Raw genomic sequence first — 21,398 nt, 5'->3', positions numbered from 1 at the left:
CAACTTTCAAGGACACACGACATGCAGATGCGTTGGCTTGCTGTACCCGTCCTGATGGCTATTGGCAGCGTTGCGCTGGCTGCCAGCTGCCCGCCGCTGCTGGAAGGCCAATTGCCCAAGCTGCGCGCCAAGGAATCCATCGACCTGTGCCAGCGCTTTGCCGGCAAGCCCCTGATCATCGTCAACACCGCCAGCTTCTGCGGGTTCGCACCACAGTTCAAAGGCCTTGAAGCGTTGTACCAACGCTACAAGGGCCAAGGGCTCGAAGTGATCGGCGTGCCATCGGATGACTTCAAGCAGGAAGCCAAGACCGGCGAAGAAACCGCCAAGGTCTGCTACGTGAATTACGGCGTGACCTTCACCATGACCGAGCCACAGAAGGTCAAGGGGCCGGACGCGGTGCATCTATTCAAGGTGTTGGCGCAGCAGACCGACGCGCCGCCGAAGTGGAATTTCTACAAGTACGTGGTGGATCGGCAGGGCAAGGTGATCGCCAACTTTTCCAGCCTCACCAAGCCGGACAGTCCGGACATGATCAAGGCAGTGGAGGAGGCGATAGCGTCCAAGCCTTGATCGTCAGCCATTAAAAAGCCCCGCCTCCTTTGCAGGAGAGCGGGGCTTTTTTACACCCGTCTGGATCAGAAGGTGTAGGTCATGCCCAGGCCGAAACCGTTGGCGCTGTTTTGGTATTTGGCTTTGTAGTTCGACGGAAGGGAGGTGTTGTTGACCTTGACGTCTTCTTCCTTGAGGTAGGAGTAAGCCAGGTCGACGGTCATGTTATCCATCACTTTGTAGCCAAGACCCACGCTGAAGATCGTACGGTCGCCGGTAGGAATACGTGGCGAGCGATCTTTGTTGTTGGTTGGCGACTGGTCAAAGGTCAGGCCGGTGCGCAGCACTACCTGCTTGGTCAACTGATAGGACGTACCCACAGCGTAAGCCCAGGTGTCATGCCAGTTTTGCTCTTCGGTGATGTTGCTGATTCGGCTTGGTGCCAAGGCACCACCGTTTACGGCAGTCACGCCTTCGTTTTTGACGGTGATTTCTTTCAGGCGGCTCCAGCGTGTCCAGGTCGCACCGCCATACAGTTTCCATGCGTCAGTCAGGTCTTGCGTCACCGACAGATCATAGGATTCTGGGGTGTCGATTTTCAAGGAGGCATCGTAACGGTTATTACGCAGGGCCGTTTGAGTTTGGACCGGGCCGCTGACGGTGGTGTGCCCTTCCAGCTTGTACTTGACCTTCGAATGGTAGGTCAGGCCGACGCGGGTGGTGTCGGTCGCTTGGACCAATACGCCGAAGTTGAAGCCGAGCGCAGTATCGTCACCCTTGATCTTGACGTTGGTGTCGCCGAATGGGGCACCAATCACCAGTGTTTTATCCGACTCGAGCACACCGGAAATACGGTTGATCGTCGGACCAAAGCCAATGGATACTCGGTCGTTGAACGCATAGCTGACAGTTGGCTGGAAGGTCATGACCTTCACTTCGCTCTTGCTGCCGAACCCACGGCCCTGGAAGCCGCTTTCGTAGTCGGTCACCAGGCCGAACGGAGCATAAACGCCGAAGCCGATAGCCCACTGGTCATTGAGTTTGTTGGTGTAGAAACCAAATGGCACCGCGGTGAACGGAACCATGTCACCTTTGTTGGAGCCGCTTGGGCGGCCGCTTGCATCCTTGATATCGGTCGAAGCATCAATCGCAGCAACACCGCCTGTAATTTGCTGGCCATTCAGGCGAGCCATACCGGCCGGGTTACCGTAAACAGTGCTTGCATCATCGGCAGAAGAAGAGCGACCTGCGAAACCCGTACCCATCCCGCTGACGCTCTGTTCGTTCAGTGCAAAACCGCTTGCAAACAGTTGGGAGGATGCCATGGCAACGGCGAGGCTAAGTGTGGTCTTGAGCATTACTTTTTTCATTATTAGAACTCCGTGGTGATCACCGCTGCGGAAAGTAACAATAATTTTAAGATCGCGCTATAGGCTGTAATGTAGGAGATAGAGCGGTTTTGTAGGACAATCCGACCAAATTCCCGGGTTTTTGGCGAATCTTGCAAATTGCCCGGTCAGCAAGCCACGTGATTCAGGGGTGAAACACAGGTTTGCCAGGCTTGAGTGAAATCGCGCAGCCGTCCTTGTGGGTGAAAAATTTCTTTCCAGATACGTGCCATTGCCAGCACATCACCGGGCGGAGGCAGTGCGGGGGTGTGTTGTTCGACCAAAAGCCAGGCGATGGCCGTGGCGTAACGCAGGTTGACGGTGAGTTCCAGTTGCGGCGCGCTGAGGAAGGCGTGCTGGCTCGCGAGCCCACGTACCAGGCTGGCGCGCTCGGGGTCCAGCGCCAGGTAGTCATCCCACAAGGCGCGGTGGCGCGGTTCGGTGATGCTGTACAGGCCATGCCCACGGCGGTCGTGCAGTGCGGAACCGAGTTCCGACTGGCTGGCGGCAATGCCCAGCAGCAGAGACTCGGCCGTTGGGTTGTGGCGGCCCAGGTACATCAAGGTCGGCCGGATCACATAACGACACAATTCGCTGGCAGCGATACCCATACAAGCCTCAATCCGTGAAAGTGGTCGACGAAGCCTGAGAAGGTGTGGGGGCTTGGCAGCAGTGGATCGGATCTCAGGCTCGCCGGAAGCGGATCATGCCGCTTGAGTTGAAGTGTAGTGTCATATTTGTGATGTAAAGGACTGTTTTTAAAACATCTTCTTCATTTAGTTATAACGTTTATATCTATTTGAACTTAGTGCAAAAGCTCAATTGGCAAATTCCGGGCAATAAAAAACCCTGCTTTTTAAACAGGGTTTTTGTGTTTCAGCGACTCGGGTCGATCAGGCAGTCAGTGCCTGACGGGTACGCTCGATCACGGCCTGCAGCGGTTCTGCGCTGGAGTATTGATCGGGGTACAGGCGTTCGCTGTGACGAGCGATGCCGTGTTCGTTGACCAGGGTGAAGCTGAAGCAGCCTTTGCGAGCGGCCATGATCAGGCAGTTCATTGGAGCAAAAGCGTTGGTGAGGGTGCGAATGGCATCCTGAGTATGGATTTGAGCGTTCATATTATTGGTGTTCCTACAAATGACACAGATAAGAACCGTGCCGTATTAAAACGTTCCAGCGACGTTGACCACGATTGATCGAACGAAGAAACCGACTGGAACAAAGCAGCCAGTTTGAAGCGCTGATAAGTTAGGCGCGCTTGGGCTGGCAGGTAGGTACTTAGGAGGGCAGGCAACACAACAGGGGCAAAGGTTCTGGGCCCGGGGTGAAGATCCTGATCAATTTGCAGGTTGGTTCGGTCAGAGTATGGAAACTTCGCGCCACCCTTTGCTTCTTCAAAGGCAGTGTCGTCGCAAGTGATACCTGGAAACCATCGAGGTGGTCGATCCCGTGTTGGACAAGGGAGTTGTTCGACCAGAATTGACTTTCAGCTTGGTACTAACGCTGCGGATAGTAACGGATTGAAACCGGTAAGGGAAGTATGTCAGTCAAAAAACTTTCATCAGCCGCCCAGCAGGCCTCGATAGACCAGCACCGTAGTCGCTGCCGCCAGTGAACAGCCCAGCCCGTAGGCGGCAAGGGTCAGACGTAAGGATTGGCCGGTCTCGACCACTTTCATCACGTCGCCCATGTCGTTTATCCGCCCTTCGCCCAGTTCGATGCACAGGCTCACGGCAGTGAACGCCGCCGACAGCAGGATCGCAATGGCGAACAGCGCCCCATCCGGTGACGGCAGTGCTGCATTGATCCCCAAGGAAACGGCGCAGATCGCCAGCAGCAATACGGCGAATAACAGAATCCCTTTCATCAACCCACCCATTTTTGCGTTGTAGGTCGGGGAGTGTGGCGAGCCGGGAAAGATTTGAGAAGTCCCTGATTTGTCCCTGCGGTAACATTTTTGTAGCGAGTGGCTTCAAAAAACACCGGTGATATAACCATCGGATGGGTACTTGTGCACATTGGTTGCGGCGTGTGTAACCGCACTGTCAACTGCACTGCGAGGCCGCCATTTGCCTGCAATGAAAATTTAAGTCAATGAAAAATCTGGCTTTTTTTTATTGGTGAAAAAATCGTCAGTTTGACTGCGGCCCCCATTCCATGGGGCTTTGCGCGAGTTAAAGGAGGGTTGTCCACTGAGTTATCCACAGCTTCTGTGGATTGTCCCGAGCGCTTGCTCTAGAACGGGCGTGCAGAGTTTTTTCAGCTTTACCTGTGCGAAAAAAAGAGTAGAGTGGCGCGCCTTCCGTTCTGTCCCACAGTGCTTTATGAAGTTTCGCTCAGTATCACCTTCTGTTACCGACACTCCTCAAACTGTTACCGCCCCCAAGCGCTTCTCCTTGAAAGTTGCTTTGTGGTTGCTCGACAGTCCTCGCCTGGGCCACAACACCAACGTCAAGCATTTCGCCGGGCGTTTGCTCAAGCAGCCAGCCCGGGAAGGTGTGGTCGCTGCACAGAGCCGCCTGGGCCAACTGATGTGCCGCGAATGCGGGAATGCCCGCGACCGCCGCATCGGCCACGACCTGCTACGCCTGGCCGCCCGTGCCGGTGACCGCCGCGCCCAGCGCGAATTGGGCCAGGTCGAAGACTGAGCTGTCCTCAGGCCCTGTGCTCCGCTAACCTTGTTTTTTTTCGGTGATGGCAGACATGTCTATGGTTTTTGACTGGACCAGTATTGCCCTGGGCCTGGCTGGCGCTGCCGTGCCTTTACTGGCCGTGTGCTGGCAGCTCCAGCGACGGTTGACCGCACGCATGACTGGCTGGGAGTTGCTCGAGGAGCGTTTGGCCACTGCACAGCTGGCCCAGGAAGGCCTGGCCGCACAGCTGGATGCCAGCCGCGATGAAATCAGCGACTTGAGCCAGGCCAACGCCGCCAAGCAAGCCGATCTCGCAGCAGTACGCCGCGAGGTCGAGTTGCTGCAAATCGATCGTGACAACGCCCGCGATGCTGCCCACGCCTGGAACCTTGATCGCAGCGCCAAGGAAACCGAGCTGCGTCGCCTCGATGCATTGTCGGCCGCCTTGCGCGCCGAATTGCGTGAACAGCAGGACAGCCATCAACAACGCCTCACCGACCTGCAAGGCTCGCGCGATGAGCTACGTGCGCAATTCGCCGAGCTGGCCGGCAAGATCTTCGATGAGCGTGAACAGCGCTTCGCCGAAACCAGTCAGGAACGCCTGGGCCAATTGCTCGACCCGCTGAAGGAGCGCATCCAGTCCTTCGAAAAACGCGTGGAAGAAAGCTATCAGAACGAGGCGCGCGAGCGTTTTTCCCTGGCTAAAGAGCTGGAGCGCCTACAGCAACTCAACCTGCGTCTGTCGGACGAGGCGACCAACCTGACCCGCGCGCTCAAGGGCCAGAAAACCCAAGGTAACTGGGGAGAGCTGATCCTTGAACGGGTGCTGGAACATGCAGGCCTGGAGAAGGGCCGTGAATACCAGACCCAGGTCAGCCTCAAAGGCCCGGATGGCGAGCGGTTCCAGCCCGATGTATTGATCATGTTGCCCGGCGACAAGCAGGTGGTGGTGGACTCCAAGGTCAGTCTCACTGCGTATCAACAGTACGTTGCGGCGGAGGATGAAGTTATCGGCCAGGCGGCCCTGAAGCAGCATGTGCTATCGCTGCGAAACCACGTCAAAGGCTTGGCCGGTAAGGATTACAAACGCCTCGAAGGCTTGCACAGCCTGGATTTCGTGTTGCTGTTCGTGCCCATCGAGGCGGCGTTTTCTGCTGCATTGCAGGCCGAGCCCAACCTGTTCCAGGAAGCGTTTGACCGCCACATCGTGATCGTCAGCCCGACCACCTTGCTCGCGACCCTGCGCGTGATCGACAGCTTGTGGAAGCAGGAACGTCAGAGCCAGAACGCCCGGGAAATCGCCGAACGCGCCGGGTGGCTGTACGACAAGTTCGTACTGTTCATCCAGGACCTGGACGAAGTGGGCAACCGCTTGCAGCAGTTGGATAAGGCTTACAGCGCGGCGCGAAACAAGCTGACAGATGGACGCGGAAATCTGGTCAGCCGCACCGAGCAATTGCGCTTGCTGGGTGCTCGGGCGAGTAAAAGCCTGCCGGCTGATTTGCTGGAGCGGGCGATGACGGATTCAGATGGCGTGGCCCATCTGCCTGAATAAACGATCGCCTTTTGTAGGAGCGAGCTTGCTCGCGAAAAACGTCAACGATAACGCGGGCATTTTGAATGACCGTGTTGCCTGTGCGTTCTTCGCGAGCAAGCTCGCTCCTACAGAGGTAGGTGTCTGCTTAAAAGTGCCCGCAACGCTGCAGGCTTCACCGGCTTGGCCAGGTAATCCAACCCCGCCGCATGCACCTCGGCCACCATCTCCGGTCGGCCGTCGGCGCTGATCACCACGCCGGGAATCGGCTCGGCCAATTGTGCGCGCAACCAACCCATCAGCTCAGTGCCGGTTTCGCCATGGTCCAGGTGGTAGTCCACCAGTGCCAGTTGCGGGCGCACACCGTCGGCGAGCAACGCCGCGCATTGCGCCTGGTCGGTGGCGGTCCACACTTCACAGCCCCAGCGCGTCAACAGGCTGCGCATGCCGATCAGGATGCTCTCTTCATTATCCACACACAGCACTTGTGCACCGCTCAACGGCAGTCCGGTTTCCTGTGGCGTCTTGACCTGCGGGCTGGCCTGGTTGCGCGCTAACGGCACACGCACGCTGAACACGCTGCCTTTGCCTGGCCATGAACGCACGCTCAACCGATGGCCGAGCACCCGACACAAGCCGTCGGCGATTGCCAGGCCCAGCCCCAGGCCTTTCTCCGCGCGGGTCTGGTGGCTGTCCAGGCGCTTGAATTCTTCGAAGATCACCTTCTGTTTATCCAGCGGGATACCGGGGCCACGGTCCCACACTTCCAGGCACAGCTCGCCCTTGCGTCGGCGTACGCCAAGCAGCACTGGGCCGTCGGCATAACGGAAAGCGTTGGTGAGAAAATTCTGCAGGATGCGCCGCAGCAACTTGATGTCGCTGTCGACGCGCAAGTGACTGCCGCGCAGGCGGAAACGCAAGCCTTGCTCTTGGGCCAGCGCTTTAAACTCTGCGCCCAAGGTGTCGAACAGTTCGTTGAGTACAAACGGCTGGCGTTGCGGATTGATCTTGCCGTTTTCCAGGCGTGAGATATCCAGCAGGTCGCTGATCAGGTCTTCGGCAGAGCGCAGTGAGCTGTCCAGGTGCTGCACCAATTGCCGGGCTTCGCTGGACAGTCCGTCGTTCTGGTGGGAGAGGGCAGCGGAAAACAGCCGTGCGGCATTCAAGGGTTGCATCAGGTCATGGCTGACGGCCGCCAGGAAACGCGTCTTCGACTGGCTGGCGGACTCGGCCACGCCCTTGGCATCGGTGAGCGCCACATTGAGTTGCGACAGTTCATGGGTACGCTCGGTCACCCGTTGTTCCAAACCTTCGTTGGCCTCGGTGAGCGCCTGCTCGGCTTCGCGGAACGCGGTAATGTCGGTGAAACTCATAACAAAACCGCCCCCGGGCATCGGGTTGCCGATCAGCTCGATCACCCGACCATTGGGGAACAAGCGCTCGGAGGTGTGCGCACGGCCTTGGCGCATCCAATGCAGGCGTCGCGCCACATGCACTTCGGCCTCGCCCGGCCCGCACAGCCCGCGTTCGGCGTTGTAGCGGATGATGTCGGCAATCGGTCGGCCGACGCTGATCAGCCCGTCCGGGTAATTGAACAGCTCAAGATAACGCCGGTTCCAGGCCACCAGTTTGAGGGACTGGTCGACTACGCTGATGCCCTGGGTGATGTTCTCGATGGCGCCTTGTAGCAGCGCGCGGTTGAATTGCAGCACTTCCGACGCTTCGTCGGCGATGCGGACTACGTCTTCCAGCTGCATTTCCCGCCCTTCGATAGCAGCTTTTACGACGGCACGTGTCGAAGATGCCCCCAGCACGCCAGCCAATAGCCGCTCGGTGTGGGCGATCCAATCATTGTCGGCATTCTGGTTAGGGTTGAAGCCTTTGCCTTGGCGATAGGCGAAGCGGATAAAGCTTTGCTGGGCGCGCTCTTCACCGACAAAGCGCGCCGCCAGGCTGAGCAAGTCGCTGATTTGCACCGACAACATCGAGCGAGCGCTGGCGCGTTGGCTGATTTCCTGACCGATGAAACGTCCGGCTTGCCAGTGCTCGGAAACCCGCGTGCGCGACAGCATCGACACCCACACAAACAGCGTGAAGTTACCCGCCAGGGAGAACACGGTGCCCAAGGTCAACGACGTGACGGACAGGCCCAGCGGGTGGGAATGCATCCACGTCAGCCCAGGGAAAAGGCTGAGGGACCAGCCCAGGCTTTTCGCCGTCACCGGTAGGACCAAGGTGTAGAACCACAGGAAAGTACCGGCTGCCAGCCCGGCGAACACCCCGCGTCGGTTGGCCTGTTTCCAATACAGCGCACCGAGCATGGCCGGAGCCAGTTGGGTCACGGCGGCAAAGGCGATCTGGCCGATGGTCGCCAGGCTCGCGGTGGAGCCCAGCAAGCGATAGCTGACGTAGGCCAGCAACAGAATGATCACGATGCTCACCCGGCGTACCGACAGCATCCAGTGGCGGAACACTTCGAACGGCCGCTCGGCGCTGGAACGACGCAGCAGCCAGGGCAGCAGCATGTCGTTGGACACCATGGTCGACAAGGCGATGCTCGCCACGATGACCATGCCGGTGGCGGCTGATGCGCCACCGATAAATGCCAGCACGGCCAGCGCGGGATGAGCTTCGGCCATCGGCAGGCTGATCACGTAGGAGTCCGGCAGTACCGAGCTGGGCAGCATCATCTTGCCGCCCAAGGCGATCGGTACTACAAACAGTGCGGCAAGAATCAGATAGGCGGGAAACACCCACTTAGCCAGGCGCAGGTCCTGGGGGTCGATGTTCTCCACCACCGTGACGTGGAATTGCCGGGGCAGGCAGATGATCGCCATCATGGCCACGCCGGTCTGCACCACCATGGAGGGCCAGTTGACGGTCTCTTTCCAGTATTCCTCCAGCCGTGGCGCGAGCATGGCCTGGCTGAACAGGTCGCCGAAACCGTCGTACAGGCCGTAGGTCACAAACGCGCCGACCGCCAGAAACGCAAACAGCTTGACCAGCGATTCAAAGGCAATCGCCAGCACCATGCCACGGTGGTGTTCCGTGGCATCGAGATTGCGCGTACCAAACACAATGGTGAACAGCGCCAGCACTAGCGACACGATCAGCGCGGTGTCCTGGGCGCGGGTGCCCGTGGTGTCGGCCCCGGCACCGATCAGCAGGTTGACCCCCAGCACGATGCCTTTGAGTTGCAGGGCAATATAAGGCAGCACGCCGACCAGGCAGATCAGTGCAACCACCACGGCCAAGGATTGGGACTTGCCGTAGCGCGCGGCAATAAAGTCAGCAATGGAGGTGATGTTTTCCTGCTTGCTGATCAGAATCATCTTCTGCAGCACCCAAGGGGCCAGCACCAGCAACAGTACCGGTCCCAGGTAGATCGGTAAAAATGCCCACAGCTGCTCGGCAGCCTGACCTACAGCGCCGAAGAATGTCCAACTGGTGCAGTAAACAGCCAGCGACAGGCTGTACACCCAGGCGCGCATGCGCGGCGGCAATGGCGCGCGGCGGCGGTCACCGTAGAAGGCGATGGCAAACATAATGGCCATATAGGCCAGGGCAACGGCGGCGATCAGCCCGCTGGACAACGTCATGGTAACTCCGCACATAAGAACACCCAGGCATTCCAGGCCCGGTTGGACAGTCTCGCAGAATGCCTGGGGTTAGTCAGTGTCGACCAAGGTCGTGTGGGTTCTTATGTCGCAGGGTCTTTTGGCGCAGGATATAGATCGTCACCAGAACCGCGCTGGTCAGCATGAACCCGCGCGCCCACGGCAGTGGCACCAGGTAGCAGGACACGCCAATGCTCAACCACATCAAACCGATGGCGTAGACCTTGCCTTTGAGGGGAATGCCATTGCCATCCAGGTAGTCACGGATCCACGGCCCCAAGCGCGGGTGTTGCACCAGCCAATGGTAGAAACGCGGGGAGCTACGGGCGAAGCAGGCGGCGGCGAGTAGCAGGAAGGGCGTAGTCGGCAATACCGGTAGGAAAATGCCGATCACCCCCAACGCTACACTGAGCCAGCCGATGGCCAGGAGCAGGTAGCGCAGGAGCAGAGAGCGATTGCCCATGGGTGTCACGGGCAAGCGACTCAGTGGTGACGTGGCTTGAGGATCGCCGGTTTTTCGTCAGGTGCGTTGCAAAGCAGGTACAGCGCGGTCAGGGCTTCCGGGATCTGAACGATCATGTCGTCCATCAGGTTGGCGTCGGCAGCGATGTCGGCGAACTCAGGCTGGTCGTCGAACAAGCCCGAACCGACCATGATCGGCAGCAGCATTTCGCTGACTTCTTCCTCGGCGGTTTCAAACCAGGCGGCTTCGCGCAGGAACACGCCTTCCATGAAGCCGATGCACCAGCCGCGCAGGTCGGAATCATCCGGTTCTTCGCCCAGGTCCAGTTCGCATGGCAGCTCGAATTCCTCGTCGGAGGCCAGTTGGCGACCGATGTGGGCCTTGAGGGCCAGCAGGGTGGATTCGATTTCTTCGCGTTGGGCAGCATCGGCGTAGTGCGGCTCTTCGGCGAACAGTGCATCGATCCATTCACGGTCGGGGACGACGTCGGAGCAGATCGACAGGGCGGTCAGGTAGCCGTGGGCGGCCACGTAGTCCAGCGCCTCGTCATGCAGCTCATCGGCGTCGAGGAAGGCTTGCAGGCGGGTTAGTTGCTCAGCGAAGGACATTGAAGGACTACCTTGGGAATAAACGATGCTGAATTCTAGGCTTTCTTGAGCGCACAGGCCAGCCGCACTGCATATTTGCCAGGTTTTAGATAGCGCCCGCTATTCGTCAGTGGCGCCCTTTGGCGGGTAACGCTCGGGTATACTGCCGCGTTTTGTGATGCCCTTGCAGGCCAAGCCCAGTGCGCGAAAACTTCGCTTACGGATTATTTCCCGTGAAAGCGGTTTTTTTCGGCCAGCCTGTACAGAGGGATTTCGGCACTATTTTGGAGTTTTACATGCTCGAGCAGGCACAACGCGTCCTCAAGGACATCTTCGGCTACGACAGTTTTCGTGGCCGCCAGGGTGCGATCATTGAGCGCGTGGCCAGTGGCGGTGACGCACTGGTACTGATGCCTACCGGCGGCGGTAAATCGTTGTGCTTCCAGGTGCCGGCGCTGTTGCGCAATGGCCTGGCCGTGGTGGTGTCGCCTTTGATTGCATTGATGGACGACCAGGTGGCAACCCTGGAAGAGCTGGGTGTCGCCGCCGCATCGTTGAACTCCACCCTCAGTGCCGAACAGCAGCGTGACCTCGCCGCTCGCATCAAGCGCGGTGAAGTGAAGATGCTGTACCTGGCGCCCGAGCGTCTGGTGCAGCCGCGCATGCTGGCGTTTTTACAGAGCCTGGAAATCGCCCTGTTCGCCATCGATGAAGCCCATTGCGTCTCCCAATGGGGTCATGACTTCCGCCGCGAGTATTTGCAGCTCGGCCAATTGGCGGAGCTGTTTCCCGATGTGCCGCGTATTGCGCTGACCGCCACTGCCGACAAGCGTACCCGCGAAGAAATCGTCGAGCGCCTGCACCTGCAGAACGCCGAGCGCTTCCTGTCGAGCTTCGACCGACCGAACATTTTCTACCGCATCGTGCCCAAGGAGCAGCCGCGCAAACAGTTGCTGGCGTTCCTTTCCGAGCGACGCAGCGATGCGGGCATCGTCTATTGCCTGTCGCGCAAGAAGGTCGATGAAGTGGCTGCGTTTCTCTGCGAGCAAGGCTACCCGGCGCTGCCCTATCACGCCGGCCTGCCCAACGACACGCGTTCGGCTCACCAGAAGCGCTTCCTCAACGAGGAAGGCCTGATCATGGTCGCCACCATCGCGTTCGGCATGGGCATCGACAAATCCAACGTGCGCTTCGTTGCGCACATGGACCTGCCCAAATCCCTTGAGGCGTACTACCAGGAAACCGGGCGTGCCGGCCGTGACGGTTTGCCGGCGGATGCGTGGATGGTCTACGGCCTGCAAGACGTGGTGATGCTTAAGCAGATGTTGCAGAACTCCGAGGGCGACGAGCGCCACAAGCGCCTGGAGCAGCACAAACTCGACGCCATGCTCTCGCTGTGCGAAGAGACTCGCTGCCGCCGCCAGACCTTGCTGGCGTATTTCGACGAAGACATGCCCGAACCCTGTGGCCACTGTGATAACTGCACCGACGGCGTGCAGACCTGGGACGCCACCGAGCCGGCGCGCCAGGGTTTGTCCGCCATCTATCGCACCGGCCAGCGTTATGGCGTCGGTCACTTGGTGGATGTGTTGCTGGGCAAGGACAACGAGAAAGTACGCAGCTTCGGCCATGAAAAACTCTCGGTCTACGGCGTCGGCAAGGCCCGCGCCGAAGGCGAGTGGCGCTCGCTGTTCCGGCAGATGGTGGCGCGCGGCCTGGTGGATATCGACATCGAAGGGTACGGCGGCCTCCGCTTGAACGACAGTTGTCGTCCGCTGCTCAAGGGGGAAGTGACGCTGGAGCTGCGCCGCGACCTCAAGCCGCAGACCACCGCCAAGACCAGCACCAGCCAGGCCAGTCAGCTTGTACGTGGCGAAGAACGCGAACAGTGGGAAGCCCTGCGCACCCTGCGCCGCAAACTGGCCCAGGAACACAGCGTGCCGCCGTACGTTATTTTCCCCGACTCGACGCTGTTGGAGATGTTGCGCGAGCAACCTACGACTATGTCGGAAATGGCCAGGGTCAGCGGCGTCGGTGCACGCAAGCTGGAGCGCTACGGCCAGGCGTTCCTCGAAGTGCTCGGCGGCCAGGCCGAAGCACCGAAGGAAGTCGCCGATATTCGCCACGAACTAATCAGCCTGGCACGCGCTGGCATGACCCCGATCCAGATCGCCGGCCAGTTGCAATGCTCGGAGAAGAACGTCTACACCTTGCTTGCCGAATCCATTGGCAAGCAGCAGTTGTCGTTGGAGCAGGCGCTTGATTTGCCAGAGGATCTGCTCGGCGAAATCCAGGATGCGTTCCTGGACGGAGAGGGCGAATTGCCACCTGTTGCGGAGATTGCACCGCTGTTTACGGGGCGTGTTCCTGAAGGTGTCTTGTACTGCGTGCGGGCGGCTTTGCAGTCTGAATTCGAGATTTAGTGCGCCAATTACGACAATGTAACGAATCAGTACATAGCAACTCTTGCCTATGGGCAAAGCTCATGCTTAGCTGACTAATAATTAGCCACACTTTATTTTCAGTCTTAAACATGAGTTTTTTATGCCGTTAACCGATCAACACCGATTTGGCATGCAACTGGCGCAAATGTCCCGTGGTTGGCGCGCCGAGCTGGATCGCCGGCTGGCGGGGCTTGGCCTGTCCCAGGCGCGCTGGCTGGTGCTGCTGCACCTCGCTCGTTTTGAAGAAGCACCCACCCAGCGTGAGCTGGCGCAAAGCGTCGGCGTCGAAGGGCCAACCCTGGCCCGCCTGCTGGACAGCCTTGAAGGCCAGGGCCTGGTGCAACGCCAGGCCGTGGTGGAAGACCGCCGTGCCAAGCGCATCCTGCTGTGCGATACCGCCCGGCCGCTGATCGAACAAATCGAAACTATCGCTACCGCGCTACGGCATGAGCTGTTCGTGGGAGTGGATGAAGCTGATTTGAGCGTGTGCATGCGCGTGCATGGGCACATCCTGGCGAATCTGGAGAAATCCTGAGGAATACCCGGCGCGCTGCTTGCTGTGGCATGCGGGCTTTGTCTGGTGAGCGGGCTGTTGTGGTGAGCGGGCTTGCCCCGCGCTGGGGCGCGAAGTGGCCCCAAAAACAGGCGACTAATTTCTCACGGAAAAAACGCGGTGACCGCAATGGGGCTGCTTCGCAGCCCAGCGCGGGGCAAGCCCGCTCACCACATCAAGCGCGTTTAGCCGTCGGGTTCAGCGTCAGACGTTTAGAACGTCTGCCCCAGGTTCAGGTACACCGCCTTCTGGTTGTCATCGTTGAACCCATAACTGAAATTCAGCGGCCCCAACGGTGTATCAAAGCCCAGGAAAATACTCGCCGCGTTGATGTAGCCGCTGTCGAATTCATTGTCGTTGTTCCACGCCCGGCCGCGTTCCAGTGACGCACCCAGGTACAGCGGGAAATCCAGCGGCAGGTACGAACGCGGTGTGAGCCTGCGGTAGTACACCGCGCGCATCAGGCTGATGTTCTGCCCCGAGATCGCGTCCTGGCGAAAGCCCGACAACTGCCGCGCACCGCCCAGCAGGAAGCTGGAAATCACCACGTCCGAATCATCCAGGGTGCGCCCGTAGCGCCCGCCCAGTACCAAGGTGTCCGGGCCGCGGCTCATGGCTTTGTCGAGCTTGAACTCCCACTGGCGGTAGCGCTGGTCCGAGCCCAGGCCGGGTTCGAACTCGCGGTAGGCCAGGCCGATGTCTTCGCCGGTGTGGGGGAAGTACACGTTGTCCAGGGAATCGAAGGAGTACTTCAGTTCATAGAAGCCTTCGCTGAAACTCACGCTGGGCAAATCCCTGTCACCGATGCGCACATCCGCCTTGCCCCAGGCTTCGCCGACGCCGAAGCGGATCTCGCCGCTGTTGCCGATCTGCCGTCCGACGTTCAAGCCGAAACCGTAGCGTTCCAGGCGATATTCGGAGATGGGGTCGTTGTCCAGGATTAGCTCGACGTTCTGTGCCTGGGCGCTGATGTACGGCGCGACAAAGTAACGCGAGCCGGTGTCCATCGGCTGATAGAACTCGCTGTACAGCTCTTGGCGATCACCTATCTGCACCCGCGTCAGCCATTCGGCACCGAGGCGGTTGATACCGTTCATGCGGTAGCTGGCGCCGAGGTTGAAGGCGCTGTCGCCACGCATGTCATCTGACAGGTTCAGGCCGAGGCGCAGGTAGTCGGTGCCGCTGCGTTTGCCGCGCGCGCTGATGACCAAGGTATTGTCCTGGCCCTTTTTCACCACGCGGTATTGCACCTGCTCGAAGTAATCCAGGCCGTACAAGGTGCCCATGTCCGATTGCAGGCGGCCCAGGTTCAGCGGCTCGCCCAGGGGCTGGCGGATGTAGTAGCGGATCACGTCGTCGCTGACTTTCGAGTCGTTTTCCACGTTGATGGCGGTGATGACCGGCGTGCGTTCGCCGGGTGTGCGGGCGGCTACCAGTTGCGGGTCGATCGGCTCTGCGGGGCGCAGGTGGGCCAGGCGCGCGTCGAGGGCGCGGGTGGCGCGGTAACCGGCATCGATCATGTCCTTGGCGCGGCCGAAATCAGTTACGCCATAGGCGGCTAGGGGCGGCTGGATCAGCACGTCCTTGGGGTGCAGGTCTTTGAGCTGCTCTTCGGAGTTGCGCCGGGTCATCAGGGTGATCGATTGGTTGAGCACGTCCACCACCGTCGCCAGTTGTTTGCGTGAACGCAGCGGGGTGCCGATGTCGACGACGATAGCGATATCCACGCCCATTTCCCGCGCCACATCCAGCGGGATGTTATCGGTCATGCCGCCGTCCACCAGCAACCGGCCGTCCAGCTCCACTGGCGCGAAGACCGCCGGGATCGACATGCTGGCGCGGATCACTTGGGGCAGATGACCCTTGCGGAACACCACTTTCTCGCCGGTGGTGATATCGGTCGCCACCGCGCGAAAGGGGATCGGCAGCTTGTCGAAGTTACGCGTGTTGCTGCTGTGGGCGAACATGCTTTCCAGCAGCAACGCCAGGTTCTGGCCTTGGATTACGCCCAGTGGCAGGCCCAGGCTGCCATCGTCGCGAAAGCTGAGTTTCTGTTTGACCAGGAAATCCCGGTCATCCTGCTTACGCCGGAACGGCACGTCTTCCCGAGGCGGTGCGTCGGACAGTGCCTGTTGCCAGTCGATGCTCAGCGCCAGTTTTTCCAACTCATCGATCTTGTAGCCCGAGGCGTACAGCCCGCCAATCACCGCGCCCATGCTGGTGCCGGCAATCGCATCGATCTGTATACCTTGCTCCTCCAGCGCCTTGAGCACGCCGATATGCGCCAGCCCGCGGGCGGCACCGCCAGACAGCACAAGGCCGATTTTCGGGCGTGACGGTTCAACGGCGTCGGCGAAAAGGGGGAGCAGGCACAGAAACAGGCAGGACAGCAGGCGGCGCATCATGAATCTCGAGGCTGGGCGATAAAGGCCGCTATTATAGCCACTCGATCCGCCGAGCCCGTTACGCCTGGAGCCTCTCAAATTATGTCTTCGATCAAACCCGAGATCGTCATCACCTATTGCACCCAGTGCCAGTGGCTACTGCGCGCCGCGTGGTTGGCGCAGGAACTGCTGAGCACGTTTGCCGATGATTTGGGCAAAGTGGCGCTGGAACCGGCCACCGGCGGCGCGTTTCGTATCACGTGTGATGGCGTGCAGATTTGGGAGCGCAAGGCGGACGGCGGTTTTCCCGAGGCCAAGGTGCTCAAGCAGCGCGTACGCGACCAGATCGACCCGCAGCGTGACCTGGGGCATAACGATCGCACCCAGTGAAAGTCACCGCCCCGTGGGGCGGTGACACGGTGGTTATTTGGCCGCCATCTTTTGCTTGATAAAGCCAATCACCCACGTCAGTACCAGCCCGCCGACACCACCGCCGACAACGTTGCTGCCCACTGCCGCCACATCCAGGGCTTCGCCGCCCGAGGTGCCCGTGAGTGCCGCGACGACTTGGCCGAGCACCAGCCCGCCGACACCGCCGATCAGGGTATTGAGCCCGGTCCCGAGGCTCTGTTTGGTCATGCCGGCAATGTTGCCGCCGACGGCGCCGCTGATGATCTGCACTAACAAATTGATGAGCATTTCCATGGTAAAGCTCCCGCATCGCGTTGAGGTTGTGACCACTCGCGTGCAGCAACTTCAGAAAATACCCAGGCTGTCATCGAGCTGTCGGTTATCCGTAGAACGACTGCAGACTGTTGCGGATATTCAAAGTATAGATCAGGCCGTCGCCGCAGGCTGTTTGGCCTGGCTGGCACCGCCCATCAACCCGGAAAGCACGATTGCGACGATGATCAACACGCCGCCCAACAGCATGCGCAACGTCGGGGTTTCGGCAAACAGCAGCCAGGCCGCGGTGATGCCGTAGACCGGTTCCATGGCAAACACCACCGAAGCGGTGCGCGCCTTGATCACCGCGAGGCTTGCGACAAACAGGCTGTGGGCCAGACCCGTGCAGAACACCCCGAGCAAACCGATCCACAGCCAGTCAAATGCTCGCACCTCTGTCAGACCGGGCGCCGCCACGGGCAACAGGCACACGGCGACCACCACGTTCTGGCACAGCGCTGCCTGCACCGCCGGGATACGTCCGGAACTGGCGCGGTTGTTCAGTGACAGCAGGGAAAACAGCAACCCCGAGGCGATCCCCCAGAGCAATCCGCCAGTGGCCTCGCTGGCAAGGTTGAAGTCGGGGGTAACCAACACCAGGCCGACGCTGACCAGTACGACCAGCACCACTTCGTTGGCGCGAATGCGTTCGCGGAAAATCAGCCCTTCGAGGATCACGGTAAAGGCCGGAAATGCGGTGAAGCCCAAGGTTGCAACCGCCACGCCGGCTACTTTCACGGCAATGAAGAAGGTCACCCAGTGCGCTGCCAGCAACACGCCGCTGATCAGCAGCCGGCGCCAGTCGCGCAGTTCCAGGGTTTTCCAGGCGGTGCTGCTGGCGAACCGTGCGAATACCGCCAGTGCTACTACGGCAAACACGGCGCGACCAAAGACGATGATGGCCGGGGAGGCGGCCGCCAGTTTGCCGAATACGCCGGTGAGGCCAAACATCAATGCGCCGATATGCAGGGCGCCGAGGGCTGAACGGGGAGTCATTGCGATCCTTGAGTCATGGGGGTGACAGAAACGCAGTCTAGTGGGGCGCCCGCGTGGGTGTCTGTCGCCCGGCTCGCGGTGTTTATCGCGAAACTCTTCCTACGGGTTGCGACGCAAAGCGCCCGGCGAGGCGCCAAACTCTCGCAGCATCGCGGCGGCGAAGGCGCTTTGCGAGGCGTAACCGACGCGATCGGCAATTTCACCGATGGGCAGAGGTGTCTTGCGCAACAGGTCCAAGGCCATGTGCAGGCGACGGCTGCGGATGTAGTCCATCGGTGTTTGCCCGCATTCCGCCATAAAGCGTGCGTGCAGGCGTGCCACCGACAGATCGGCGATACGCGCCAGGTCGGCCACCTGCAGTGGGTGCGCAACATGCCGTTCGATATGTGCATTGAACGCCGCATACGGAAGGCGCCGGCCTGGTAGGGGTTGGTCCAGCGGATGATTCAGGCTGGCCAGCAACAGCACCGCGCCTTGCTGCACGATCAACGGGTCATGCACCGGGCTGTGCGCCAGCCATTGCACTAGCTGGCTTTGCCGCGAGTCCAAAGTCAGCCGCGCGGGCTGATCGAGCAGGCGACGACTGGCATCGGCATGCTCGCCCAACGATTGCAGCACCCAATGCTCAGTGGGCACATCCAGCACCAGGCAGCGGCTACCATCGCGACTGCCGCACGCATGGTGGGCGGAGAAGGGCAGCACCATCACGCTGCTTTCGCGCACTTGGCTGCCACGGCCGTCCACTTCCAGGTCCAGGTGCCCGGACAGGCCGAATACCAGCTGCGCATGGTCATGGCTGTGGGCGAGGGGCGCTTCGACGTAGTGGCGTAGGGCGAGGGTGGGTCCCATTGCGGTCTCCTGGGCGGCAAGCTGGCAGTCTACAACGGTTTGCGGGCCCTGAGCGCTGTCATCAGACTGACGCACAGTTGTCATGGGCTATTAATCGCCAGGGCGCAAGCTCGCGAAAACACCGTCGAGGGATGCCCATGACCAGTGCCGAGTTCGCCAAGCCCAGCCGCAAGCAACGGGTTCGTACCCTGTGGATTTCCGATGTGCACCTGGGCACCCGGGATTGCCAGGCCGAACATTTATCGCAGTTCCTCAAGGGCTATCACGCGGACAAGGTCTACCTGGTCGGTGACATCATCGACGGCTGGAAACTGCGTGGCGGCATGTATTGGCCCCAGGCCCATACCAACGTGATCCGCCGTCTGCTGACCATGGCCAAGCGCGGCACCGAGGTGATCTATGTCACCGGCAACCATGACGAGTTCCTGCGCCGTTATTCCAAGTTGATCCTGGGCAATATCCAACTGGTGGACGAAGCGGTGCACGTGACTGCCGATGGCCGGCATCTGTTGGTGATTCATGGCGATCAGTTCGACGTGATCACCCGCTACCACCGCTGGCTGGCGTTCCTCGGTGACTCGGCCTACGAGTTCACCCTCACGCTGAACCGCTGGCTGAACCACTGGCGTGCGCGCTACGGCTATGGCTACTGGTCGCTGTCGGCGTACCTCAAGCACAAAGTCAAGACGGCCGTGAACTTCATCAGCGATTTCGAAGAAGCCATCGCCCATGAGGTGACCAAGCGCGAGTTGCATGGTGTGGTGTGCGGGCATATCCACCATGCGGAGATTCGCAAGGTGGGCGAGGTGGATTACCTCAACTGCGGAGATTGGGTGGAGTCGTGCACAGCGTTGATCGAGCACTGGGATGGGAGTATCGAGTTATATCGGTTGGCGGATGCGCAGGCCAAGGAGGCGCAGCTCAAAGCCGAAATGGTTGCTGGCTGAAACACAACCTCCCTCGTAGGAGCCGGCTTGCCGGCGATAGCAATGTTGAGGGCGCCATCGCCGGCAAGCCGGCTCCTACAGGGTGAGGTGTCAGTCGCGGCAAACGTCGGCGATGGCTTCGGCAAGTAGCGTCAACCGCGTGGCATCAGCCCCCGCCACGTTAGCCCGCCCCGAACTCACCATGTACACGCTGTGTTTCTCGCGCAGTTGCTTCACCTGTTCGGCACTCAATCCGGTGTAGGAGAACATCCCACGCTGCGCCCCGATATGCGCAAACCGCTCCGACAGACCGTGTGGCGCCAACGCCTCAACCAAGCCCGAACGCAGGTGTGCGATCCGCGAGCGCATGGCTTCGACCTCGTTGCTCCATAGCGTTTTCAGCTCGGCATCGCCCAGGATGGTCGCCACTACCGCAGCACCATGGTCCGGGGGCGTCGACCACAGGTTGCGCGCCGTGTTGGCCAGTTGGCTGCGCACATCCGTCAGTTTCTCGGCATCCGCCGCGCACACGATCAACGCGCCGACACGGTCGCTGTACAGGCCGAAGTTCTTCGAGCACGAACTGGTGACCAGCACTTCGGGCAACTCGGTCGCAAACAGCCGCACCGCCCAGGCATCCTGCTCCAAACCATCGCCAAAGCCTTGGTAGGCGAAGTCGATCAGTGGCAGCAACTGGCGCTCGCGCACGATCTGCAGCACCTGGCGCCAGTCGTCCTGGGACAGGTCGAAACCGGTCGGGTTATGGCAGCAGGCGTGCAGCAGCACCACGTCGCCCTTGGGCACGCTGGACAGGGTGGCGAGCATCGCCGCCACATCCAGGCGGTTGTCAGCGCCCACGTAAGGGTAATGACTCACCGGGATCCCGGCCTTGGCAAAGATCGTTTCGTGGATTGGCCAGGTCGGGTTGCTCAGCCACACGCCGCGACCAGGCAGGTTTTGCGCGATGAAGTCGGCGCTCAGGCGCAGGGCGCCGGTGCCGCCTGGGGTCTGGGTGGCGCCGGCACGGCGTTCGCGGATCAGCGCGGAGTCCGCGCCGAGGACCAGCTCGCTGATCAGCTTGCCGAACGCCGCATTGCCGTGGCCGCCGATGTAGGTCTTGGTGGTTTGTGTGTCCACCAGGCGCTGTTCGGCCAGTTTTACCGAGTGTGGAATTGGCGTCAGGCCTTGGTCGTCTTTATAGACACCCACGCCGAGGTCGAACTTATTCGGGTTGGCATCCTGGGCGTACAGGTCCATCAGCCCGAGGATCGGGTCGCCGGGTACGCGGCCAATGGCATCGAAATGCATTACTTGCGGCCCTCGGCGTCCTTGGCCACTTCGTCGGTGCGCGCGGCCATGATGAAGTCGTTGCGGTGCAGGCCCTTGATGGAATGGCTCCACCAGGTCACGGTGACCTTGCCCCACTCGGTGAGCAGGCCTGGGTGATGGCCTTCGGCTTCGGAGATTTCACCCATGGCGTTGGTGAAGGCCAGGGCGAATTTGAAGTTCTTGAACAGGAAGACCTTTTCCAGTTGCATCACACCGTCACGGACTTCGATGTTCCAGTCGGGGATCTGCTTGAGCAGTACCGGCAGTTCTTCGTCGCTGACTTGAGGGGCATCGGCACGGCAGGCTTCGCAGTGGGCTTGGTTCAAGGTGGTCATGATGGTGTCCTGAATTCGAGTGTTTGAAGATCAGTAGCGTCACCCTAAAGCAACGCGCGGCCAGGGAACAGACTCACCTGGC

20 protein-coding genes are annotated in these 21,398 nt (G+C 60.2%); 7 read left to right on the top strand and 13 right to left on the bottom strand.

The features are described 5' to 3' along the window. Positions 1–21 precede the first annotated feature (21 nt). Positions 22–573, top strand: a complete 552-nt coding sequence (locus tag RB216_RS20865) for a glutathione peroxidase (RefSeq protein ID WP_028617359.1) — start codon at positions 22–24, stop codon at positions 571–573. A gap of 65 nt (positions 574–638) precedes the next feature. Here RB216_RS20865 and RB216_RS20860 read toward each other — a convergent pair whose 3' ends face one another. The 4 genes from RB216_RS20860 to RB216_RS20845 all read right to left on the bottom strand — a co-directional run bounded on the left by RB216_RS20860 (position 639) and on the right by RB216_RS20845 (position 3,807). Continuing rightward, a complete protein-coding gene (locus RB216_RS20860) occupies positions 639–1,922 on the bottom strand; it encodes an OmpP1/FadL family transporter (protein WP_068937109.1) in 1,284 nt (427 codons plus the stop codon). Positions 1,923–2,068: 146 nt separating this feature from the next. After that, complete coding sequence (locus RB216_RS20855; protein ID WP_308907820.1) at positions 2,069–2,551, bottom strand: hypothetical protein; 483 nt, start codon at positions 2,549–2,551, stop codon at positions 2,069–2,071. A 282-nt stretch (positions 2,552–2,833) separates the two neighbouring features. Continuing rightward, positions 2,834–3,058 carry a hypothetical protein gene (locus tag RB216_RS20850; protein WP_005790139.1) on the bottom strand — a complete coding sequence of 75 codons (225 nt, stop codon included), beginning with the start codon at positions 3,056–3,058 and terminating at the stop codon, positions 2,834–2,836. 443 nt (positions 3,059–3,501) lie between these two features. Continuing rightward, positions 3,502–3,807, bottom strand: coding sequence for a hypothetical protein (locus RB216_RS20845; RefSeq protein ID WP_028617356.1), 306 nt, complete (start codon positions 3,805–3,807; stop codon positions 3,502–3,504). A gap of 457 nt (positions 3,808–4,264) precedes the next feature. Between RB216_RS20845 and RB216_RS20840 the strand changes: the two genes are divergently transcribed. Together RB216_RS20840 and RB216_RS20835 are read left to right on the top strand one after the other, a co-directional pair. Then, positions 4,265–4,588, top strand: a complete 324-nt coding sequence (locus RB216_RS20840; protein WP_025855837.1) for an SEL1-like repeat protein — start codon at positions 4,265–4,267, stop codon at positions 4,586–4,588. 175 nt (positions 4,589–4,763) lie between these two features. Then, complete coding sequence (locus RB216_RS20835; protein ID WP_174890966.1) at positions 4,764–6,128, top strand: DNA recombination protein RmuC; 1,365 nt, start codon at positions 4,764–4,766, stop codon at positions 6,126–6,128. A gap of 107 nt (positions 6,129–6,235) precedes the next feature. Here RB216_RS20835 and RB216_RS20830 read toward each other — a convergent pair whose 3' ends face one another. The 3 genes from RB216_RS20830 to RB216_RS20820 all read right to left on the bottom strand — a co-directional run bounded on the left by RB216_RS20830 (position 6,236) and on the right by RB216_RS20820 (position 10,795). After that, positions 6,236–9,706: a hybrid sensor histidine kinase/response regulator gene (locus RB216_RS20830; RefSeq protein ID WP_236318671.1), complete on the bottom strand. Its 3,471-nt coding sequence runs from the start codon at positions 9,704–9,706 to the stop codon at positions 6,236–6,238. Positions 9,707–9,779: 73 nt separating this feature from the next. Then, the gene (locus tag RB216_RS20825; RefSeq protein ID WP_308907819.1) at positions 9,780–10,187 is read right to left on the bottom strand and encodes a YbaN family protein; all 408 of its coding nucleotides are present in this window, start codon (positions 10,185–10,187) and stop codon (positions 9,780–9,782) included. 20 nt (positions 10,188–10,207) lie between these two features. Then, positions 10,208–10,795 carry a UPF0149 family protein gene (locus RB216_RS20820; protein WP_028617351.1) on the bottom strand — a complete coding sequence of 196 codons (588 nt, stop codon included), beginning with the start codon at positions 10,793–10,795 and terminating at the stop codon, positions 10,208–10,210. Positions 10,796–11,070: 275 nt separating this feature from the next. Here RB216_RS20820 and recQ point away from each other — a divergent pair, with 275 nt between their 5' ends. Beyond that, positions 11,071–13,197, top strand: a complete 2,127-nt coding sequence (recQ, locus tag RB216_RS20815; protein WP_016976542.1) for a DNA helicase RecQ — start codon at positions 11,071–11,073, stop codon at positions 13,195–13,197. Positions 13,198–13,318: 121 nt separating this feature from the next. Beyond that, positions 13,319–13,753, top strand: coding sequence for a MarR family transcriptional regulator (locus RB216_RS20810; RefSeq protein ID WP_028617350.1), 435 nt, complete (start codon positions 13,319–13,321; stop codon positions 13,751–13,753). A 230-nt stretch (positions 13,754–13,983) separates the two neighbouring features. On the opposite strand, the gene RB216_RS20805 is transcribed toward RB216_RS20810, so the two are convergent. Continuing rightward, positions 13,984–16,173, bottom strand: a complete 2,190-nt coding sequence (locus RB216_RS20805; RefSeq protein WP_308908895.1) for a patatin-like phospholipase family protein — start codon at positions 16,171–16,173, stop codon at positions 13,984–13,986. An 84-nt stretch (positions 16,174–16,257) separates the two neighbouring features. Here RB216_RS20805 and RB216_RS20800 point away from each other — a divergent pair, with 84 nt between their 5' ends. After that, entirely contained in the window at positions 16,258–16,545 is a 288-nt protein-coding gene (locus RB216_RS20800; protein ID WP_028617348.1) for an Rdx family protein, read from the top strand. Positions 16,546–16,578: 33 nt separating this feature from the next. On the opposite strand, the gene RB216_RS20795 is transcribed toward RB216_RS20800, so the two are convergent. From RB216_RS20795 to RB216_RS20785, 3 genes are all read right to left on the bottom strand, one after another. Continuing rightward, positions 16,579–16,860, bottom strand: a complete 282-nt coding sequence (locus RB216_RS20795) for a hypothetical protein (RefSeq protein WP_308907818.1) — start codon at positions 16,858–16,860, stop codon at positions 16,579–16,581. 132 nt (positions 16,861–16,992) lie between these two features. After that, a complete protein-coding gene (locus RB216_RS20790) occupies positions 16,993–17,877 on the bottom strand; it encodes a DMT family transporter (RefSeq protein ID WP_308907817.1) in 885 nt (294 codons plus the stop codon). A gap of 99 nt (positions 17,878–17,976) precedes the next feature. Next, entirely contained in the window at positions 17,977–18,726 is a 750-nt protein-coding gene (locus RB216_RS20785) for an AraC family transcriptional regulator (RefSeq protein WP_068937102.1), read from the bottom strand. Between the two features lie 137 nt (positions 18,727–18,863). Between RB216_RS20785 and RB216_RS20780 the strand changes: the two genes are divergently transcribed. Further along, positions 18,864–19,673 (top strand): UDP-2,3-diacylglucosamine diphosphatase, encoded by an 810-nt coding sequence (locus RB216_RS20780; RefSeq protein WP_068937101.1) that lies wholly within the window; start codon positions 18,864–18,866, stop codon positions 19,671–19,673. Between the two features lie 90 nt (positions 19,674–19,763). Here RB216_RS20780 and RB216_RS20775 read toward each other — a convergent pair whose 3' ends face one another. Together RB216_RS20775 and RB216_RS20770 are read right to left on the bottom strand one after the other, a co-directional pair. Continuing rightward, positions 19,764–20,960 carry an amino acid aminotransferase gene (locus RB216_RS20775; RefSeq protein ID WP_068937100.1) on the bottom strand — a complete coding sequence of 399 codons (1,197 nt, stop codon included), beginning with the start codon at positions 20,958–20,960 and terminating at the stop codon, positions 19,764–19,766. Next, the gene (locus RB216_RS20770) at positions 20,960–21,316 is read right to left on the bottom strand and encodes a 4a-hydroxytetrahydrobiopterin dehydratase (RefSeq protein WP_010208721.1); all 357 of its coding nucleotides are present in this window, start codon (positions 21,314–21,316) and stop codon (positions 20,960–20,962) included. The genes RB216_RS20775 and RB216_RS20770 overlap by 1 nt, the downstream gene beginning before the upstream one ends. Between the last annotated feature and the right edge of the window lie 82 nt (positions 21,317–21,398).

The sequence above is a fragment of the Pseudomonas canadensis genome, assembly GCF_030980095.1.
GTDB classification, from domain to species: domain Bacteria; phylum Pseudomonadota; class Gammaproteobacteria; order Pseudomonadales; family Pseudomonadaceae; genus Aquipseudomonas; species Aquipseudomonas canadensis.
The sequence above is the reverse complement of the archived record's forward strand: the minus strand, read 5'-3'. Positions and strand labels throughout refer to the sequence as shown.

Excerpts from the sequence above, each read along its gene's own strand:
- RB216_RS20805 (WP_308908895.1), bottom strand. The coding sequence starts at position 16,173 with ATGCGCCGCCTGCTGTCCTGCCTGTTTCTGTGCCTGCTCCCCCTTTTC.
- RB216_RS20820 (WP_028617351.1), bottom strand. The coding sequence starts at position 10,795 with ATGTCCTTCGCTGAGCAACTAACCCGCCTGCAAGCCTTCCTCGACGCC.
- RB216_RS20830 (WP_236318671.1), bottom strand. The coding sequence starts at position 9,706 with ATGACGTTGTCCAGCGGGCTGATCGCCGCCGTTGCCCTGGCCTATATG.
- RB216_RS20865 (WP_028617359.1), top strand. The coding sequence starts at position 22 with ATGCAGATGCGTTGGCTTGCTGTACCCGTCCTGATGGCTATTGGCAGC.
- RB216_RS20800 (WP_028617348.1), top strand. The coding sequence starts at position 16,258 with ATGTCTTCGATCAAACCCGAGATCGTCATCACCTATTGCACCCAGTGC.
- RB216_RS20770 (WP_010208721.1), bottom strand. The coding sequence starts at position 21,316 with ATGACCACCTTGAACCAAGCCCACTGCGAAGCCTGCCGTGCCGATGCC.
- RB216_RS20785 (WP_068937102.1), bottom strand. The coding sequence starts at position 18,726 with ATGGGACCCACCCTCGCCCTACGCCACTACGTCGAAGCGCCCCTCGCC.
- RB216_RS20810 (WP_028617350.1), top strand. The coding sequence starts at position 13,319 with ATGCCGTTAACCGATCAACACCGATTTGGCATGCAACTGGCGCAAATG.
- RB216_RS20790 (WP_308907817.1), bottom strand. The coding sequence starts at position 17,877 with ATGACTCCCCGTTCAGCCCTCGGCGCCCTGCATATCGGCGCATTGATG.
- recQ (WP_016976542.1), top strand. The coding sequence starts at position 11,071 with ATGCTCGAGCAGGCACAACGCGTCCTCAAGGACATCTTCGGCTACGAC.
- RB216_RS20845 (WP_028617356.1), bottom strand. The coding sequence starts at position 3,807 with ATGAAAGGGATTCTGTTATTCGCCGTATTGCTGCTGGCGATCTGCGCC.
- RB216_RS20825 (WP_308907819.1), bottom strand. The coding sequence starts at position 10,187 with ATGGGCAATCGCTCTCTGCTCCTGCGCTACCTGCTCCTGGCCATCGGC.
- RB216_RS20840 (WP_025855837.1), top strand. The coding sequence starts at position 4,265 with ATGAAGTTTCGCTCAGTATCACCTTCTGTTACCGACACTCCTCAAACT.
- RB216_RS20780 (WP_068937101.1), top strand. The coding sequence starts at position 18,864 with ATGACCAGTGCCGAGTTCGCCAAGCCCAGCCGCAAGCAACGGGTTCGT.
- RB216_RS20850 (WP_005790139.1), bottom strand. The coding sequence starts at position 3,058 with ATGAACGCTCAAATCCATACTCAGGATGCCATTCGCACCCTCACCAAC.
- RB216_RS20855 (WP_308907820.1), bottom strand. The coding sequence starts at position 2,551 with ATGGGTATCGCTGCCAGCGAATTGTGTCGTTATGTGATCCGGCCGACC.
- RB216_RS20775 (WP_068937100.1), bottom strand. The coding sequence starts at position 20,960 with ATGCATTTCGATGCCATTGGCCGCGTACCCGGCGACCCGATCCTCGGG.
- RB216_RS20860 (WP_068937109.1), bottom strand. The coding sequence starts at position 1,922 with ATGAAAAAAGTAATGCTCAAGACCACACTTAGCCTCGCCGTTGCCATG.
- RB216_RS20795 (WP_308907818.1), bottom strand. The coding sequence starts at position 16,860 with ATGGAAATGCTCATCAATTTGTTAGTGCAGATCATCAGCGGCGCCGTC.